This window comes from Burkholderia sp. WAC0059 (assembly GCF_002870125.1).
Lineage (GTDB): Bacteria > Pseudomonadota > Gammaproteobacteria > Burkholderiales > Burkholderiaceae > Paraburkholderia.
In genome coordinates this window covers 70,027-85,780 of record NZ_PNEO01000015.1, presented here as the reverse complement: position 1 = coordinate 85,780, position 15,754 = coordinate 70,027, and the positions used below count along the sequence as shown (strand labels likewise).

14 protein-coding genes are annotated in these 15,754 nt (G+C 65.8%); 3 read left to right on the top strand and 11 right to left on the bottom strand.

Annotated elements, in window-relative coordinates:
• Positions 1-91: 91 nt before the first annotated feature.
• From CY652_RS16295 to CY652_RS16275, 5 genes are all read right to left on the bottom strand, one after another.
• Complete coding sequence (locus CY652_RS16295) at positions 92-1,405, bottom strand: MFS transporter (RefSeq protein ID WP_102131744.1); 1,314 nt, start codon at positions 1,403-1,405, stop codon at positions 92-94.
• 248 nt (positions 1,406-1,653) lie between these two features.
• Positions 1,654-2,745 carry an isocitrate/isopropylmalate dehydrogenase family protein gene (locus CY652_RS16290; RefSeq protein WP_102131743.1) on the bottom strand — a complete coding sequence of 364 codons (1,092 nt, stop codon included), beginning with the start codon at positions 2,743-2,745 and terminating at the stop codon, positions 1,654-1,656.
• A gap of 91 nt (positions 2,746-2,836) precedes the next feature.
• Complete coding sequence (locus tag CY652_RS16285; RefSeq protein ID WP_102131742.1) at positions 2,837-4,285, bottom strand: NAD-dependent succinate-semialdehyde dehydrogenase; 1,449 nt, start codon at positions 4,283-4,285, stop codon at positions 2,837-2,839.
• A 17-nt stretch (positions 4,286-4,302) separates the two neighbouring features.
• On the bottom strand, positions 4,303-5,526 hold the full coding sequence (locus CY652_RS16280) for an iron-containing alcohol dehydrogenase (RefSeq protein WP_102131741.1): 1,224 nt from the start codon (positions 5,524-5,526) through the stop codon (positions 4,303-4,305).
• A 1-nt stretch (position 5,527) separates the two neighbouring features.
• Entirely contained in the window at positions 5,528-6,565 is a 1,038-nt protein-coding gene (locus CY652_RS16275) for an Ldh family oxidoreductase (RefSeq protein ID WP_102131740.1), read from the bottom strand.
• Positions 6,566-6,649: 84 nt separating this feature from the next.
• On the opposite strand from CY652_RS16275, the gene CY652_RS16270 reads away from it, so the two are divergent.
• The gene (locus tag CY652_RS16270; protein ID WP_102131739.1) at positions 6,650-7,372 is read left to right on the top strand and encodes a GntR family transcriptional regulator; all 723 of its coding nucleotides are present in this window, start codon (positions 6,650-6,652) and stop codon (positions 7,370-7,372) included.
• Between the two features lie 781 nt (positions 7,373-8,153).
• The gene (locus CY652_RS16265; protein WP_102131738.1) at positions 8,154-9,143 is read left to right on the top strand and encodes a zinc-dependent alcohol dehydrogenase family protein; all 990 of its coding nucleotides are present in this window, start codon (positions 8,154-8,156) and stop codon (positions 9,141-9,143) included.
• A gap of 262 nt (positions 9,144-9,405) precedes the next feature.
• On the opposite strand, the gene CY652_RS16255 is transcribed toward CY652_RS16265, so the two are convergent.
• From CY652_RS16255 to CY652_RS16230, 6 genes are all read right to left on the bottom strand, one after another.
• Positions 9,406-9,897 (bottom strand): ClpXP protease specificity-enhancing factor, encoded by a 492-nt coding sequence (locus CY652_RS16255; protein WP_102131737.1) that lies wholly within the window; start codon positions 9,895-9,897, stop codon positions 9,406-9,408.
• A gap of 76 nt (positions 9,898-9,973) precedes the next feature.
• On the bottom strand, positions 9,974-10,585 hold the full coding sequence (locus CY652_RS16250) for a glutathione S-transferase N-terminal domain-containing protein (protein WP_006052302.1): 612 nt from the start codon (positions 10,583-10,585) through the stop codon (positions 9,974-9,976).
• Positions 10,586-10,681: 96 nt separating this feature from the next.
• The gene (locus CY652_RS16245; RefSeq protein WP_374703666.1) at positions 10,682-11,452 is read right to left on the bottom strand and encodes a cytochrome c1; all 771 of its coding nucleotides are present in this window, start codon (positions 11,450-11,452) and stop codon (positions 10,682-10,684) included.
• Positions 11,449-12,867, bottom strand: a complete 1,419-nt coding sequence (locus CY652_RS16240; RefSeq protein ID WP_102131736.1) for a cytochrome b — start codon at positions 12,865-12,867, stop codon at positions 11,449-11,451. Before CY652_RS16240 ends, CY652_RS16245 begins: the two co-directional genes overlap by 4 nt.
• Entirely contained in the window at positions 12,867-13,487 is a 621-nt protein-coding gene (gene petA, locus CY652_RS16235) for a ubiquinol-cytochrome c reductase iron-sulfur subunit (protein ID WP_102131735.1), read from the bottom strand. Before petA ends, CY652_RS16240 begins: the two co-directional genes overlap by 1 nt.
• Positions 13,488-13,715: 228 nt before the next feature.
• A complete protein-coding gene (locus CY652_RS16230; RefSeq protein ID WP_102131734.1) occupies positions 13,716-14,462 on the bottom strand; it encodes a Nif3-like dinuclear metal center hexameric protein in 747 nt (248 codons plus the stop codon).
• Between the two features lie 19 nt (positions 14,463-14,481).
• Here CY652_RS16230 and CY652_RS16225 point away from each other — a divergent pair, with 19 nt between their 5' ends.
• A complete protein-coding gene (locus CY652_RS16225) occupies positions 14,482-15,702 on the top strand; it encodes a Do family serine endopeptidase (protein ID WP_102131733.1) in 1,221 nt (406 codons plus the stop codon).
• Positions 15,703-15,754: the final 52 nt, after the last annotated feature.

Below are 15,754 nucleotides of genomic sequence, written 5' to 3'. Positions count from 1 at the left end.
ATGCTCGCGGCGAACTCGCGGTTTCGTCGTCCGCTTCCCGACGCCGGACGGCCTGGCAGGGGCGCGGGCGCGGCGGAGCGTCGGCGACCCGTTATTTATTCACGAGCTCGCGCGGAAAGCAGAGCGTCAGCGCCGCGCCGACGACGAGAACGCCGGCCAGCACGAACATGCCGCTGTCGGTGCTCGACGTGAGGTCGGTCAGCCAGCCGACGAGATAGGGGCTGATGAATCCCGCGATGTTGCCGACGGCGTTGATCAGCGCGATGCCCGCGGCGGCCGCGACGCCGCCCAGAAACGCCGTCGGCAAGCTCCAGAAGAGCGGCTGCGCGGCGATGATGCCGAGCGTCGCGACGGACAGCGCGGCCAGCGCAATCGGTATATCGCGGCCGAACAGCGTGCTCACGACGAGACCGCCGGCCCCGAGCAATAGCGGAATCGCGACGTGCCAGCGCCGCTCGCGCCGACGGTCCGCGCTGTACGCGAACAGCACCATGCCGACGATCGTCACCGCGTAAGGAATCACGCTCAGCAGCCCGATGTCGAGCGGACTGCGAATACCGGCCTCCCTGATGAGGGTCGGCAGCCAGAAGCTGATGCCGTACAGGCCCATCACGAGCGTCAGATACACGGCCGCTGCCAGCCATACGAGCGCGTTCGCGAACATGCTGCCGAGCGACGCCGTTGCCGCGGGCGGCGCATCGGCGTCGAGCTCGGCCTGCAGCAGCGCCTTCTCGTCGCCGCTGAGCCACGGCGCGTCCTGGATGCCGTCGCGCAGGAAAAGAATCACGATCACGCCGAGCACGATGGACGGCAGCCCTTCGAGCAGGAACATCCACTGCCATCCCGCGAGCCCGTGAACGCCCGCGAGATTCTGCAGGATCCAGCCGGACAGCGGCCCGCCGATGATCCCGGAAACCGGGATGCCGGCCATGAAAATCGTCGTCATCCTGCCGCGGCGAACGGACGGATACCAGTACGTCAGGTAGAGGATGACGCCGGGAAAGAAGCCGGCCTCCGCGACGCCGAGCAGAAATCGCAGCGCGTAGAACGTCGGCTCGGTGTGCACGAGAACCATGCCCGCGGAAATGAAGCCCCAGACGACGAGAATGCAGCCGATCCACAGGCGCGCGCCCAGGCGGTACAGGATGATGTTGCTCGGCATCTGGAAGAGCGCGTAGCCGACAAAGAACACGCCCGCGCCGAAACCGTAGGCGGTCTCGCTGAACCGCAGGTCGCCGAGCATCTGCAGCTTCGCGAAGCCGACGTTGACGCGGTCGAAATACGCGCTGAAATAGCACAGCAACAGCAGCGGCAGGATGCGCCAGGTGACCTTCGAGTAGGTCTCCCGCGCGCCGGGCGGCGCCGGCAAGGCGGAAACGCTCCGCAGGTTGGCATCGTAATTCATCGTGCTCCTCCAGTTCCTTGCGCGTCGCCGCGAAAGCGGATGTCGTATTGGTATGAATGTCGGGCAGACCGCGCCGCCGGATCGCGGCACATTCCGCGGTCCGTGAATGCGCCGCGATCCGGCGTGCCGGCCGTGGGGTCGCCGGACCGGCAGTCGCCCAGATTCGCCCGCGAGCGCCGGCGACAACCGGCGTGCGGGACGACGCAGCGCGCGCCGGCTTCCGCCCCCCGGGCGGGCTCTTCAGCGCCCTAGCGGCCCAGCGCGCGGCGCACGGCCTCGGTCACGGCCGTACAGGACGCGTTGCCGCCCAGATCGCGAGGCACCACTTCGCGTTCGGCCAGCACGCGGCTGACCGCCGCGTCGATACGGCCGCCCGCCTCGCGCAACGACGCGTCGTCGTGCCGCTCGCCGAGCCAGTCGAGCATCAGGGCCGCGGAGAGAATGGTCGCGAGCGGGCTCGCCGCGTTTTGTCCCGCGATGTCCGGCGCCGAACCGTGCGCCCCCTGGAAGAGACCGTGCGTATCGCCGAGCTCCGCCGAAGGCGACAGCCCCATCCCGCCGATCGTCGCGGCGCCGAGGTCCGAGATGACGTCGCCGAACATGTTCTCGGCGACGATCACGTCGTAGAAATCGGGACGCTTCACGAGATGAACCGTCATCGCGTCGGCATAGGAGAAGTCGAGCTCGACGTCCGGAAAAGCGCTCGCCGTCTCCGTGCAGACCGCGCGAAAGAACGCATAGCTGCGCAGGATGTTCGCCTTGTCGCAAACGGTCAGGCGGCGTTTACCGTCGCGCGGTGCGCCGTTGCGCCGGCGCGAGAGCTCGAGCGCGAACTTCGCGACGCGCGCGGTCCCTTCTCGCGTGATGACGATCGTGTCCGTCGCGACGCTGTCGCGCAACACGATGCCGCCACCGCGACTCGCGTACAGCCCCTCGGTGTTCTCGCGCACGATCACGTAGTCGATTTCGCCGCCCTTGCGTCCGGCAAGCGGCGAGACGACGCCCGGATGCAGCTTCACGGGCCGCATGTTCGCGAACAGGTCCAGCCGGAAGCGCAGCCGCAGATGCAGATCGTTGCCGACTTCGGTGCCGTCCGGATAGGTGACGCCGGGCAGGCCCGCCGCGCCATGCAGCATCGCGTCCGCGCGCCGGCACGCGTCGAACGTGTCTTCGGGCAGCACTTCGCCGGACTTCTGATAATGCGCGGCGCCGCCGTCGAGCGCGATCAGGTTCAGACGGCTGTCGCCGCACGCCTCCTTCAGCACGGCGACCGCCGCCTGGCAGACTTCGGGACCGATGCCATCCCCGTCGATCACTGCAATGTCGTATTTTTTACTCATTGATCCGTGCCTCCTCCGATGAAATCCGTCCGTCGCCTGGGCACCGGGCTCATACCACGACAGCGCCCCGTGCCCGAACGCGGACTACCCGCTACCAGTTGGTCGAGATGTACTTCGCCTCCGAAAATTCGAGCACGCCGTGATGGCCGCCCTCGCGCCCGAGACCGCTTTGCTTGACGCCGCCGAACGGCGCGGCCGGATCGGACACGATGCCCCGATTCAGCGCGACCATGCCCGCCTCGATGCGCTCGGACACGCGCAGCCCGCGCGCGAGGTCGCGCGTGTAGACATAGGCGACCAGCCCGTACTCGGTGGCATTCGCGAGCGAGATCGCGCCCGCTTCGTCGTCGAACGCGACAATCGGCGCGACCGGGCCGAAGATTTCCTCGTTGAGCAGATCGGCGTTCGCGGGGACGTTCGCGAGCACGGTCGGCAAATAGAAATGCCCCGGTCGCGCGGGCGTGCTGCCGCCGGCGAGCAGTTCCGCCCCCTTGGCGCGCGCGTCGTCGACGAGCGCCGCGACCTTCTGCACGGCCGCGCGATTGACGAGCGGGCCGCATTGCGTGTGCGGCTTCGCTCCGTCGTCGACGACGAGTTCGCGCATCCTGTCCGCGAGCCGCCGGCTGAACGCCGGCAGAATGCCGCGCTGCACGTAGAAACGGTTCGCGGCCGTGCAGGCCTCGCCGCCGTTGCGCATCTTGGCGAGCATCGCGCCTTCCACGGCCGCGTCGAGGTCGGCATCGTCGAACACGACGAAAGGCGCATTGCCGCCCAGCTCCATCGAACAGTTCACGATGGCGTCGGCGGCCTTGCGCAGCAGGACGCGCCCGACTTCCGTCGAGCCCGTGAACGAGAGCTTGCGCACGCGCGGGTCGTCGAGCATCGCGTTCACGAGCTTGCCCGACGTCGAGGTGGTCAGCACGTTGACGACGCCGCCCGGCACGCCCGCCTCGGCCAGCAGCTTCGCCACGGCATAGGCGGTAAGCGGCGTTTCGGTGGCCGGCTTCAGAATGCACGTGCAGCCGGCCGCGAGCGCCGGCGCGATCTTGCGCGTCGCCATCGCCGCCGGAAAATTCCAGGGCGTGACGAGCACCGAAACGCCGATCGGCTGGTACTGCACGATCGTGCGCGCCGCGCCGTTCGGCGCGATGCTGATCTCGCCGTTCAGACGCACCGCCTCCTCGGCGAACCAGCGGAAGAACTCGGCCGCATACGCGACTTCGCCGCGCGCGTCGGCAAGCGCCTTGCCGTTTTCGAGCGAGATGAGTTCGGCCAGGAAATCGGCGTGACGCGTCATCAGCTCGAACGTGCGCAGCAGAATCTCGCTTCGTCTGCGGGGCGGCGTCGCGGCCCACGCGGGCGCGGCGGCGCTCGCCGCATCGACGGCGGCCCGCGCATCCTCCAGCGACGCGTCCGCGACGCTCGCGATGACCGTTTCCGTCGACGGGTCGGCCACGTCGATGCGCGTGCGCGTCGACGAGGGCCGCCATTGGCCGCCGATGAAGAGATCGGTCTGCAGTTCGTTCGTGTTGATAGTCATGATTTCCTCACATCCGGTTACGCTGCGCTGAACGACAGGCTGCCGCGATACGCGCCGTCGACGATCTCGCGAATGGCCGCCACGCTCAGCTTGCGGGGGTTGTTGTTGACGAGCCGCGACGCCAGCATCGACTGCTCCGCGACCCAGTCGAGCCGGTCGGCGGCCAGCCCGAGATCGGCCAGCGTGCGCGGAATGCCGATGGCCGCGCACAGGCCGCGAATCCGCTCGATCGCGCCGGCCGCGGCCGCCTCGGGCGTGGTCGCGTCGATACCGATCGCCTGCGCGATCTGCGCGAGTTCGTCGCCGCACGCGCTCGCGTTGTAGGCCATCACGTAGGGCAGCAGCGTCGCCACGCCGAGCCCGTGCGCGGTGTGCGTCAGCGCGCCGACCGGGTACTGGATCGCATGCGCAGCCGCCGTGCCTGCTACGCCGAACGCCAGGCCCGCCGACACCGCGCCGTACATCAGCATGCTGCGCGCGTGCAGGTCCGCGCCGTTTTCGACCGCGCGCGGCAGGTGCCCGACGATCGCGCGGATCGCCGCGAGCGCGTGCTGGTCGCTGAACAGATTCTTGCCGACGAATACGCGCTGCTGCGCGAGCTCGGGCGTCGCCGGATGGCGGACAGCGGTGAACGCCTCGACCGCGTGCGTCAGTGCGTCGGCGCCGGACAGCGCGGTGAGCCCGGGCGGGCACGTGAGCGTCAGCTCGGCATCGCAGATGGCGGTGTGGGGAATCAGGTAGGGGCTCGAAATCCCGACCTTCAGGTCGCGTGCCTGGTCGGCAAGCACGGCGACCGGCGTCACTTCCGATCCGGTGCCGGCCGTCGTCGTGACGGCGACGACGGGCGTGACCGGCCCGGGCACCTTGAACTCGCCGTAATAGCGGTCGAGCGGGCCGCCGTGCGCGAGCAGCAGCGCCGTCAGCTTCGCGAGGTCCATGCAACTGCCGCCGCCGATGCCGATCACGAGATCGGGCCTGAAGTCGCCGCAGAACGCGACGCATGCGTGAACGTTGTCGGCGGGCAATTCCGCCTGCGTCCCGTCGAACACCTTCGCGGTCACACCGCTCGCGCGCAGATGCCCTAGCGCGTCGTTCATGTCCCGCGATGCCGCGAAGCGCGGGTCGGTGCAGACGAGCGCCCGCGAACCGATGGCCGCCGCCACCTGCCCGAGCGCGTGGCGCTGACCGTTGCCGAACAGCACGGCGCGCGGCGCGCGCAGGATGCCGAAGAAGTCGCTCATGTCAAATCCCTTCCTGATCGTGAGATAGCCCGGCGAGCGAGCGAATCCGGTCCCACACCTGGGCGGCAATCAACATGCCTTCGTCGATGCTGCGCGCGCGGCAGCGCAGCGCCCGGTCGCCGGGCACCGCGACCGGAACGTCGGGGTCGGCGCTCGCGCACGAGCGGATCGCGTCGAGATAGGCGGAGATTGCGTCGCCGACACCGCCCGGCGCGGGCTCCATCACGATGAACACGTCGCCCTTGTTGCAGGCCAGCGTGGAATCGAGCGTGCCCTGAACCTGCGTGCCGAGCGCCGATGCCGTGAGGCTCGCGATCATCACTTCGAACGCAAGCCCGAGCGCATAGCCCTTCGCGCCGCCGAACGGCGCGATCGCGCCGTGTTTCGCGCGCGCGGCGTCGGTCGTCGGGTCGCCGAGCTCATCGAGCGCCCAGCCCGGCGGCAGCGGACGCTGCCGGTGCGCGTGATCGTGAATCTGGCCCATCGACACGAGGCTCGTTGCCATATCGAGTACGAAGGGCACAGGCGATGCCGGCACGCCGATCGCGACCGGATTCGTGCCGAGCATCGCCCGGCGGCCGCCCCACGGGTGCACGAGCGCCTCGCTCGTCGTCATCGCGAGCAGCACCTGGCCTTGTTCCGCGATCCGCTCGGCGTACAGCGCGAGCATTCCCAGATGGTTGTTGTGATGAATGGCCGCGGCCGCCACGCCGGTGCGGCGAGCGCGTTCCGCAATCTGGTCGAGCGCGGCGAACGCGACGACGGGGCCAAGGCCGCGCTCGCCGTCGACGCAGAGAAGCGCGTCGCCACGCCAGGTTGCCGCGCCGCGCGTCCGCGGGTCGGCCACACCGTTGCGAATGCGCTCGACCACCCTCGGCAGGCGCAACAGTCCATGCGACGACCGTCCGCGCGCTTCGGCCTCGACGAGCAGATCCGCCTGAATGCGGGCGTGCGCGGGCGGCGCGCCGGCACGCTCGAGCACGCGCGTCGCCGTCTCCATGGCTTCGCGCCATCCAATCCGGTATTCCGGAGTCTCCATTATTAAATCCGATCGGATATACGATTTTCGGAGATCATACGCACCGGGTATGATTGCGTCAAGCTATGAGGAACCTGTCCGTCCATGAACGCGAGAACCCGCCCCACGTCCGCCGCAACGCCAAACGAGGCGCCCGAGCCGCTGCCCGACCTGACGCCGCGCCCGTCGCTCGGCGACCGTGTCTACGAGACGCTGCTGGCGCGGCTCATTTCGGTGAAGATCGCGCCGGGCAGCCGCATTCCGGTGGACGCGCTGGTGAGAGAGCTAAACGTGTCGCAAACGCCGATCCGCGCGGCGCTGATCCGGCTGGAAACGGAAGGGCTGGTCGTGAAGACGCACAACGTCGGCTACAGCGCCGCGCCCATGCCGACGCGAAGCCGGTTCGAGCAGATCTACGACATGCGGCGATTGCTCGAGCCGTATCTCGCGGCGCGCGCGACGCAGAACCTGTCGGACGCCGCGCGCGACGAACTCGCCACGCTGGCGACGTCGATGGCGCGACCGACCAGCGACGACGAGAAACTCGCGTACGGCAAGTTCGCGCTTCAAGACGCGGATTTCCATCTGTGGATCGCACAACATAGCGGCAACGATCTGGCGGCCGAGGCGCTCACGCGCCTGCATGCCCATACGCATCTATTCAGGCTGCGGTTTCATTCGCACGTGACGACCGAGGCCATCAAGGAACACGCAGAGATCGTGTCCGCGATGCTGGACGGCAACCACGAGGCCGCCTATACGGCGATGGAAGAGCACGTCATGCGCTCGCGGGCCCGGATGGCGCCGTTTTTTGAGGTGCTGGATTGAGGGGGATTCGCGAGTGTGACAACAAAAAACCCCGCAGAATCAGGGACTCTAGCGGGGTTTTCGGGCGGCTGCAGGACTCGAACCTGCCACCTGACGATGACAAATATGTACCAGAACGATGTTGCGTTTCCGGCCTCCGTCTGGCCGTCCCGTCCGTGGCGTTGCTTACCTTTGGCAACGGCGTTGCGATTGCTGTATAGCCTGGTGCCGAGTGTCTGACTCGAACAGACGACCTACCGCTTACCTTACCACTACGACTTTCGCCGCCTGACGTTTGTGGTCTGGACTATCCCTTAGCCATAGCGAACGACGCCTTAGGCTCCCCCCGTCTAGTCTCTACACCTTCTTGCCTCGGCAAGCTTGGCTCGGGATTGGCATAGCCCATGAAGGCCTTAGCTTTCCCCGAATTTGAGGGGTTCTACTCCCATCGTTTCCGACAGGGCACTCGTATATCTTCAAGGCGGTTGCTCTACCAACTGAGCTAACCCGGCAAAGCAGAAAATTATACCTCATAGATTAGCGAGAGATTCCTCGCGGAAGATCCCGCATATCCGGGTCCAGGCGAGATCGAGGCCGCATCGAGAGGCCCCGGGTAACACGAGGATCGAGCGAGGATTTAACGGGCACCGGGACTCGAGCGGAGACGCTTTAGCGACGGTGAGGCGACAATCCGGACTTTGAGCGGGCTTTCCTGCCGAAGAACGCGCCTGCATGCTTCCGGCAACTCCGGCACAATGGCGCCATCGACGGTCCCCATGACATCTTCAGCGAGGCCTTTTCCATGGCACGAGTCGTTCGCTTTCATCAGACCGGTGGCCCCGAGGTTCTGCAAGTCGAGCAAATCGAAGTCCCGCCGCCCGGCAAGGGCGAGGTTCAGATCGCGGTCAAGGCGGTCGGGCTCAACCGGGCCGAATCCATGTTCCGCAGCGGACAGTACCTCGAAGATCCCAAACTCCCCGCGCGTCTGGGGTACGAGGCGGCGGGTACCGTAGCCGCAGTCGGGCCGGATGTCTCCGGCATCGCGGTCGGCGACGCCGTCAGCGTCGTTCCGGCATTCAGCCTGAACGCTTACGGCATGTACGCGGACACGGTCAACGCCCCGGCCCATGCCGTGGTCCACCATCCCGTTTCGCTCACCTGGGAGGAAGCGGCAGCGGTGTGGATGCAATACGTGACCGCCTATGGCGCATTGATCGACATCGCCAGGCTTGGCCGGGGCGATGCGCTTGTCGTCCCGGCGGCGTCCAGCAGTGTCGGCCTTGCCGCCATCCAGATCGCGAACCGGGTCGGCGCCGTTCCCATTGCGCTCACAAGGGGACGCTCAAAGCGCCAGGCGTTGCTCGATGCGGGCGCGGCTCACGTCATTGCCTCCGACGAACAGGATCTCGTGAAGGAAATCCTCGATATCACGGCCGGAAAAGGGGCACGCGTCGTGTTCGACCCCGTCGGCGGCCCGACGTTGGCGAAGCTGACCCAGGCGACCGCGGTGCGCGGCATGATCTTCCTGTACGGGGCACTCAGTACGGAGGCCACGCCGCTCCCGTTGTTCGACGTGCTGGGCAAGTGGATGACGATTCGCGGCTACGTGATGATGGAAATCACTCAAGATCCGCAGCGCCTGGAACAGGCCACATCGTTCATCAACGGCGGGCTGGCCGACGGCAGTCTCAAGCCGGTCATTGCCAGGACGTTCCCGCTGGAGCAGATTGTCGACGCACATAGATACCTGGAATCGAACCAGCAGATCGGCAAGGTTGTCGTCACAACTTGACGAAGCCGGAAGCAGTCAGAAGCGAATAGCCACTTCGAATAGTTTCGCTTGATGGCCGATCCGGGCAGGAGAAGTCCGAACTCGTGGCTGCCCGGCCCGGCATACCATCGACTGAAAAAAGGAGATTTAACCGCGACGTCCGTTACGTCGCGGTTTGCGTGATCAGCGAGTGCCATGAGCACATCGACCGCGGGAGGCTCCCGCCACCGCTAATGCAGCGATACCGCCGGACGAGCCAAGCCGGCGCGCCCGCGGTTCTACTTCATTTCACGATCTTGAGGTGCCCGCGGCCGCCCTTCGCGCCGTCGTCTCCCGAAGCGGGGCCGGCCTCGCCGGCGGCGTCGGAAGCGCCGTCCGGGCCGGCGACCGTCCCGTCGTCCAGCCGCCCATGCTCGTCCGGCTCCGGCGGAAGCGCCTCAGTCTCTTCGCCCGCGCCCGCCTCGGCCTCGACCGGGAATGCCATGCCCTGGCCGTTCTCGCGCGCGTAAATCGCCAGCACGTTCGCTATCGGCACCTCGATCTTGTGCGACTTGCCGGAAAAGCGCGCGTGAAACTCGATCAGCTCGTTGCCCATCTGGAGCTGGCTCGTCGCCTCGAAGCTGATGTTGAGCACGATCTCGCCGTTGCGCACGAACTGGTGAGGCACCCGCGTGCGGTTGTCGACCCGCACGGCGATGTGCGGCGTGTAGCCGTTGTCCGTGCACCACTCGTAGAGCGCGCGCAACAGATACGGCTTGGTGGAAGTCTCTTGCATCGACGGTCCTTTGCCGGAGCGGCCCGCGACGCGAAACACGTCGCGGGCCGTCCCAACGCCCGCAGGCTTGTTGCATTTAACGGCGCATGACCTTTTCCGAAGGCGTCAGCGCTTCGATATAGGCCGGCCGGCTGAAGATTCGTTCCGCGTATTTCATCAGCGGCGCGGCGTTCTTCGACAGCTCGATGCCGTAATGATCCAGACGCCACAAAAGCGGCGCGATGGCGACGTCGAGCATCGAGAACTCTTCGCCGAGCATGTACTTGTTTTTCAGGAAGATCGGCGCGAGCTGCGTGAGGCGATCGCGAATCGCAAGGCGCGCCTTTTCGTGGTTCTTCTCGGCGGCCTTGCCCTTTTCGTTTTCGAGCGTGCCGACGTGCACGAACAGCTCCTTCTCGAAGTTGAGCAGGAACAGGCGCGCGCGGGCGCGCTGCACCGGATCGGCCGGCATCAGTTGCGGATGCGGAAAGCGCTCGTCGATGTACTCGTTGATGATGTTCGATTCGTAGAGGATCAGATCGCGTTCGACCAGAATCGGCACCTGGCCGTAGGGATTCATCACGGCGATGTCTTCCGGTTTGTTGAACAGGTCGACGTCGCGAATTTCGAAGTCCATGCCTTTTTCGAACAACACCAGCCGGCAACGCTGGGAGAACGGGCAGGTAGTGCCGGAGTACAAAACCATCATGATTTACGTTTCCTCAAAAAACCCAAAGGCCAGCGCGCGCAGCAAACCGCTTGTCCGGTTTCCCGTTGCGCCGGCCCCACGTCGGTCAGGACGTGCCTATTTGATATCTTTCCAGTAAGCGGCGTTGAGCCGCCATGCAAAAAAACTCAGGATGCCAAGGAACAGCAACACCCATACGCCGATCTGTCGCCGGGTATTTCTCTCCGGCTCGGCCATCCACGACATGTACGCCACCAGGTCGGCCACGGCAGCATCATAATCCACCGGCGACATCGTCCCTGCGCTCACCTGCCGGAACCCCACGAATCGGCGCACCGTTTTCCCGGTGCGCCCGTCGACGACGTCCTCGAACTTCGCCGTGCGCACGCCCTGCAACTGCCACAGCACGTGAGGCATGCTCACGTTCTCGAACACGAGGTTGTTCCAGCCGGTCGGGCGCGTATCGTCCCGATAGAAGCTGCGCAGATACGTATACAGCCAGTCGCGGCCGCGCACGCGCGCCTCGAGGGAAAGGTCCGGCGGCACCACGCCGAACCACGCTTTCGCGTCGTCGGGGCGCATCGCAACGGACATCGTGCCGTCCACCCTGTCGGCCGGGATCAGCAGATTCGTCTCGAGGGACTGCCGCGAAATGCCGAGATCCTCCAGCCGGCTATAGCGCATCAGATTCGCGCTATGGCAACTCAGGCAATAGTTTACAAACAATTGTGCCCCGTGTTGCAGAGAGGCAAGATTTTCGCTGTTATCGGGGGCGTGGTCGAGCGGAATATTGCCGTCGGCAGAGGCGGGCCCGACCGCCAGCGCGCAGGCGAGAGCCAGCAGACACGCCGCACCGCGCCGGACGAAGACCGAAAACCGCCTTTTCACGGTTGATTTCTCCTCGCCCGCCGCGAATGGGACCGGTAATCAATGCGTTCGGGCGGCTGCCGGAATGTGCCGAGGCCCGTCCAGAACGGCATGCCGAGGAAGAACGCCAGATAGATAAGGGCACAGCACTGGGCAATCGACGTGGCCGCCGGCGAAGGCGGCCGCGTACCGAGGAAACCCAGGGTCAGGAAAGCGGCGGCGAAGATGCCGAGAAAGACCTTATGGAAAAAGGGCCGATACCGAATCGACTTGACGGGCGAGCGGTCGAGCCACGGCAGAAAAAACAGGACCAGAACGGCCGTCCCCATCACGACGATGCCCCATAACTTCGCGTCGGTGAAAAACATGGCGACGACGGCCAGCGCCGCGAGCGCGGGCAGCGCGACGCGCCGGCGCCCGCGCGCGCGGACGAGCGCGAGCAGGCCGAGCAACGCGACGACGATCATCAGCACGATCTTGAAGGAATCGGTGACCGCGCGCAGCATCGCGTAAAACGCGGTGAAGTACCAGACGGGCGAGATTTCGGACGGCGTCTGCAGCGGGTTGGCCGGTGCGAAATTGTTGGCTTCGAGGAAATAGCCGCCCATCTCCGGCGCGAAAAACACGATCGCGGCGAATATCGCGAGGAAAATGCAGGCGCCGAAAAAATCGCGCACCGAGTAGTACGGATGGAACGGCACGCCGTCGAGCGGGATGCCGTTTTCGTCCGTCCGGTCCTTGATCTCGACGCCGTCCGGATTGTTCGAGCCGACCTCGCGCAGCGCGACGACGTGTGCGACCACGAGCCCGACCAGCACGAGCGGAATCGCGATCACGTGGAAGGCGAAGAAGCGGTTCAGCGTGACGTCGGAGACGACGTAGTCGCCCCGTATCCACAGCGCGAGATCGGAGCCTACGAACGGAATGGCCGAAAAGAGATTCACGATCACCTGCGCGCCCCAGTACGACACCTGCCCCCACGGCAGCAGGTAGCCGAAGAACGCCTCGGCCATGAGGCACAGGAAGATCAGGCAGCCGGAAATCCACACGAGTTCGCGCGGCTCGCGATACGAACCGTACAGCAGCCCGCGGAACATGTGCAGATAGATGACGACGAAGAACAGCGAGGCGCCCGTCGAGTGCAGATAGCGGATCAGCCAGCCCCACGGCACGTCGCGCATGATGTGCTCGACCGACGCGAACGCAAGCGTCGCGTCGGGCTTGTAGCTCATCGTGAGAAAGATGCCGGTGACGATCTGGTTCACGAGCACGAGCAGCGAGAGCGAACCGAAGAAGTACCAGAAGTTCAGGTTCTTCGGTACGTAGTACTCCGACATGTAGGCGCGCCAAAGCGCCGCCAACGGAAAGCGGCGATCGATCCAGCCGGCGAGGCCGGCCGGCCGGACCTCGTTTCCCGATTCGGGGCCCGTGGCCATCACGCTTCCCCTTTCTCGTCCTGGCCGATCAGAAGCCGCGTCGGCGAGGCGAACATGTAGCGCGGGACGTCGAGATTCTGCGGCGCGGGCTGGTTCTTGAACACGCGGCCGGCCAGGTCGTAGGTTGAGCCGTGGCAGGGGCAAAGGAAGCCGCCGGGCCAGTCGTCGGGCAGATTGGGCTGCGGACCCTCCTGGAAACGCGGCGTCGGCATGCAGCCCAGATGCGTGCAGATGGCGACGACCACAAGGATGTTCCGGTGCTCGACCCGCGAACGGTATTCGTTCAGGCAATAGTCCGGCATCGGCATCGAGTACGGATTCAGGGAGTGCGGGTCGACGAGGTCCGGATCGGCCTTCCTGACGTCGGCCAGCATGCGCCCGGTCCGGTTCAGCACCCAGACGGGCTTGCCGCGCCAGGCCACGGTGACCATGCTGCCGGGCGCGAGGCCTCCGATGTCGACTTCGACCGGCGCGCCGGCCGCCCGGGCCTCTTCGGACGGAGCGAACGAGGCGACGAACGGCACGACGGAGGCCACGCCCCCCACACTACCCGCCACCGACGTCGCGATCAGCCAGGTGCGACGGCTGTTGTCGACGCCGTCGTTGTCCTTGTCTCGCATTACCCCGCCCCAATTCCGAACTGAATTTTTCCGCTCCGCCGCGCCGAGCGAGGTCGCCAGTTTGCGCGATCAGGGTTGCCAATTACAAGGGGCGCGTCTCCCAAAACGCCATAAGCCATTGATATATCGTAATTTTCACGCGCCACCAGGAAACAGGAAATGAAACCGTTTCGTAAGATTTTTGCGGCTTCCCCGTTTCCCTTCCCGATTTTCGCCATTCCCGACGATTTAAATCGGGTTATGAATGTCGATGAAGAGATGCTCGACGTCGAACGACTCCGACAGGTGCGCGCCCAGCGCCTGCACACCGAAGCGTTCGGTCGCGTGATGCCCGGCCGCGAGGAACGCCACGCCGCTTTCGGCCGACGTGTGCATGGTCTGCTCGGACACCTCGCCCGTCAGGAACACGTCGGCGCCGGCCTCGATGGCCGCGTCGAAATAGCCCTGCGCCGCGCCCGTGCACCACGCGACCCGGCGCAGTTCCCAGTCGGGATCGCCGAACACGAGCGGCGCGCGGCCGAGCGTCTGCTCGACTTCGGCCGTGAAGTGCGCGAGCGTGATCGACATCGGCAGCGTCGCCAGCCAGCCGAGGTCCTGGTCGCCGAAACGCGCGTCGCCGATCCAGCCGAACTTCGCACCGATCTGCGCGTTATTGCCGAACTCGGGGTGATCGTCGAGCGGCAGGTGATAGGCGAACAGGTTCAGGTCGTTGGCGAGCAGCAACCTGAGCCGCCGGTACTTGCGGCCCGTGACCTGCGGCGCCTCGTTGCGCCAGAAGTAGCCGTGATGGACGAGCACGGCGTCCGCACCCCATTCCAGCGCAGCCTCGAGAAACGCCAGCGAGGCCGTGACGCCGGTCGCGATCTTCTCGACGCGGCGGCGCCCCTCGACTTGCAGACCGTTGGGGCAATAGTCCCTGAAGCGCGAGATTCCGAGAAGATTGTTCAGATACAATTCCAGTTCGATCCGATCCATATAAACCCCTTGTCTTCAGATGCTTAGACGCTTTTGGCTGTTCTTCGCCCAGGCGGTGACGGTCCTGCTGGCACTGATGTTCATCGTCGTGACGCTCAAGCCGCAGTGGCTGCAGCATCAGGGGGAGCTCGGACAGCAGTTGGCCGAGCCGATCGTCGCGCTGCGGGAAGTGGCGCCCGGCCTCGCAGGCGGCCGTGCGGCGGACTCCTACGCCGACGCGGCGCAAAAGGCCATGCCCGCGGTCGTCAACATTTTCTCCAGCAAGGACGGGTCGCTGCCGCCCGACCCGCGCCGGAACGATCCGCTCTTCCGCTACTTCTTCGGCAATCGCAACCACGGCCGCCAGCAGCAGGAACAACCCGCGACCAACCTCGGTTCGGGTGTCATCGTAAGCCCGGAAGGCTACATTCTAACGAACCAGCATGTCATCGACGGCGCGGACGAAATCGAAATCGCCCTGTCCGATGGCCGCACGACCACCGCGAAAGTCATCGGCGCCGATCCGGAAACCGATCTCGCCGTGCTGAAGATCAACCTGCCGAACCTGCCCGCCATCACGCTGGGCCGGATGGACCGGGTGCGCGTCGGTGACGTCGTGCTCGCCATCGGCAACCCGTTCGGCGTCGGCCAGACGGTGACGATGGGCATCGTCAGCGCGCTCGGCCGCAACCACCTCGGCATCAACACGTTCGAGAACTTCATCCAGACCGACGCGCCGATCAACCCCGGCAATTCGGGCGGCGCGCTCGTCGATGTCTACGGCAACCTGCTCGGCATCAATACCGCGATCTACTCGCGCTCGGGCGGCTCGCTCGGCATCGGCTTCGCCATTCCCGTGTCGACCGCGCGCAGCGTGCTCGAGAGCATCATCACGACGGGCACCGTCACGCGCGGCTGGATCGGCGTCGAGCCGCAGGACGTCACGCCCGAAATCGCCGAATCGTTCGGCCTGAACCAGAATTCGGGCGCCATCGTCGCGGGCGTGCTGCAGGGCGGGCCGGCCGACAAGGCGGGCATCAAGCCGGGCGACGTCCTCTTGAGCGTCAACGGCGCGGACATCACCGACACGACGCGTCTTCTGAACGTCATCGCTCAGATCAAGCCGGGAACCGACGCGAAGGTCCATCTCGTGCGCCGGAAACAGGATCTCGACATCGACGTGATCATCGGCAAGCGCCCGCCGCCGCCGAAACAGACCGACGAGGACGAAGGCGACGAGGATGACGGCGGCGGAGGTTAGCCGTCGATGCACGGGGAAGAATGAAAAAAGCCGCGCATTGCGCGGCCTTTTC

Excerpts from the sequence above, each read along its gene's own strand:
- CY652_RS16295 (WP_102131744.1), bottom strand. The coding sequence starts at position 1,405 with ATGAATTACGATGCCAACCTGCGGAGCGTTTCCGCCTTGCCGGCGCCG.
- CY652_RS16290 (WP_102131743.1), bottom strand. The coding sequence starts at position 2,745 with ATGAGTAAAAAATACGACATTGCAGTGATCGACGGGGATGGCATCGGT.
- CY652_RS16285 (WP_102131742.1), bottom strand. The coding sequence starts at position 4,285 with ATGACTATCAACACGAACGAACTGCAGACCGATCTCTTCATCGGCGGC.
- CY652_RS16280 (WP_102131741.1), bottom strand. The coding sequence starts at position 5,526 with ATGAGCGACTTCTTCGGCATCCTGCGCGCGCCGCGCGCCGTGCTGTTC.
- CY652_RS16275 (WP_102131740.1), bottom strand. The coding sequence starts at position 6,565 with ATGGAGACTCCGGAATACCGGATTGGATGGCGCGAAGCCATGGAGACG.
- CY652_RS16270 (WP_102131739.1), top strand. The coding sequence starts at position 6,650 with ATGAACGCGAGAACCCGCCCCACGTCCGCCGCAACGCCAAACGAGGCG.
- CY652_RS16265 (WP_102131738.1), top strand. The coding sequence starts at position 8,154 with ATGGCACGAGTCGTTCGCTTTCATCAGACCGGTGGCCCCGAGGTTCTG.
- CY652_RS16255 (WP_102131737.1), bottom strand. The coding sequence starts at position 9,897 with ATGCAAGAGACTTCCACCAAGCCGTATCTGTTGCGCGCGCTCTACGAG.
- CY652_RS16250 (WP_006052302.1), bottom strand. The coding sequence starts at position 10,585 with ATGATGGTTTTGTACTCCGGCACTACCTGCCCGTTCTCCCAGCGTTGC.
- CY652_RS16240 (WP_102131736.1), bottom strand. The coding sequence starts at position 12,867 with ATGGCCACGGGCCCCGAATCGGGAAACGAGGTCCGGCCGGCCGGCCTC.
- petA (WP_102131735.1), bottom strand. The coding sequence starts at position 13,487 with ATGCGAGACAAGGACAACGACGGCGTCGACAACAGCCGTCGCACCTGG.
- CY652_RS16230 (WP_102131734.1), bottom strand. The coding sequence starts at position 14,462 with ATGGATCGGATCGAACTGGAATTGTATCTGAACAATCTTCTCGGAATC.
- CY652_RS16225 (WP_102131733.1), top strand. The coding sequence starts at position 14,482 with ATGCTTAGACGCTTTTGGCTGTTCTTCGCCCAGGCGGTGACGGTCCTG.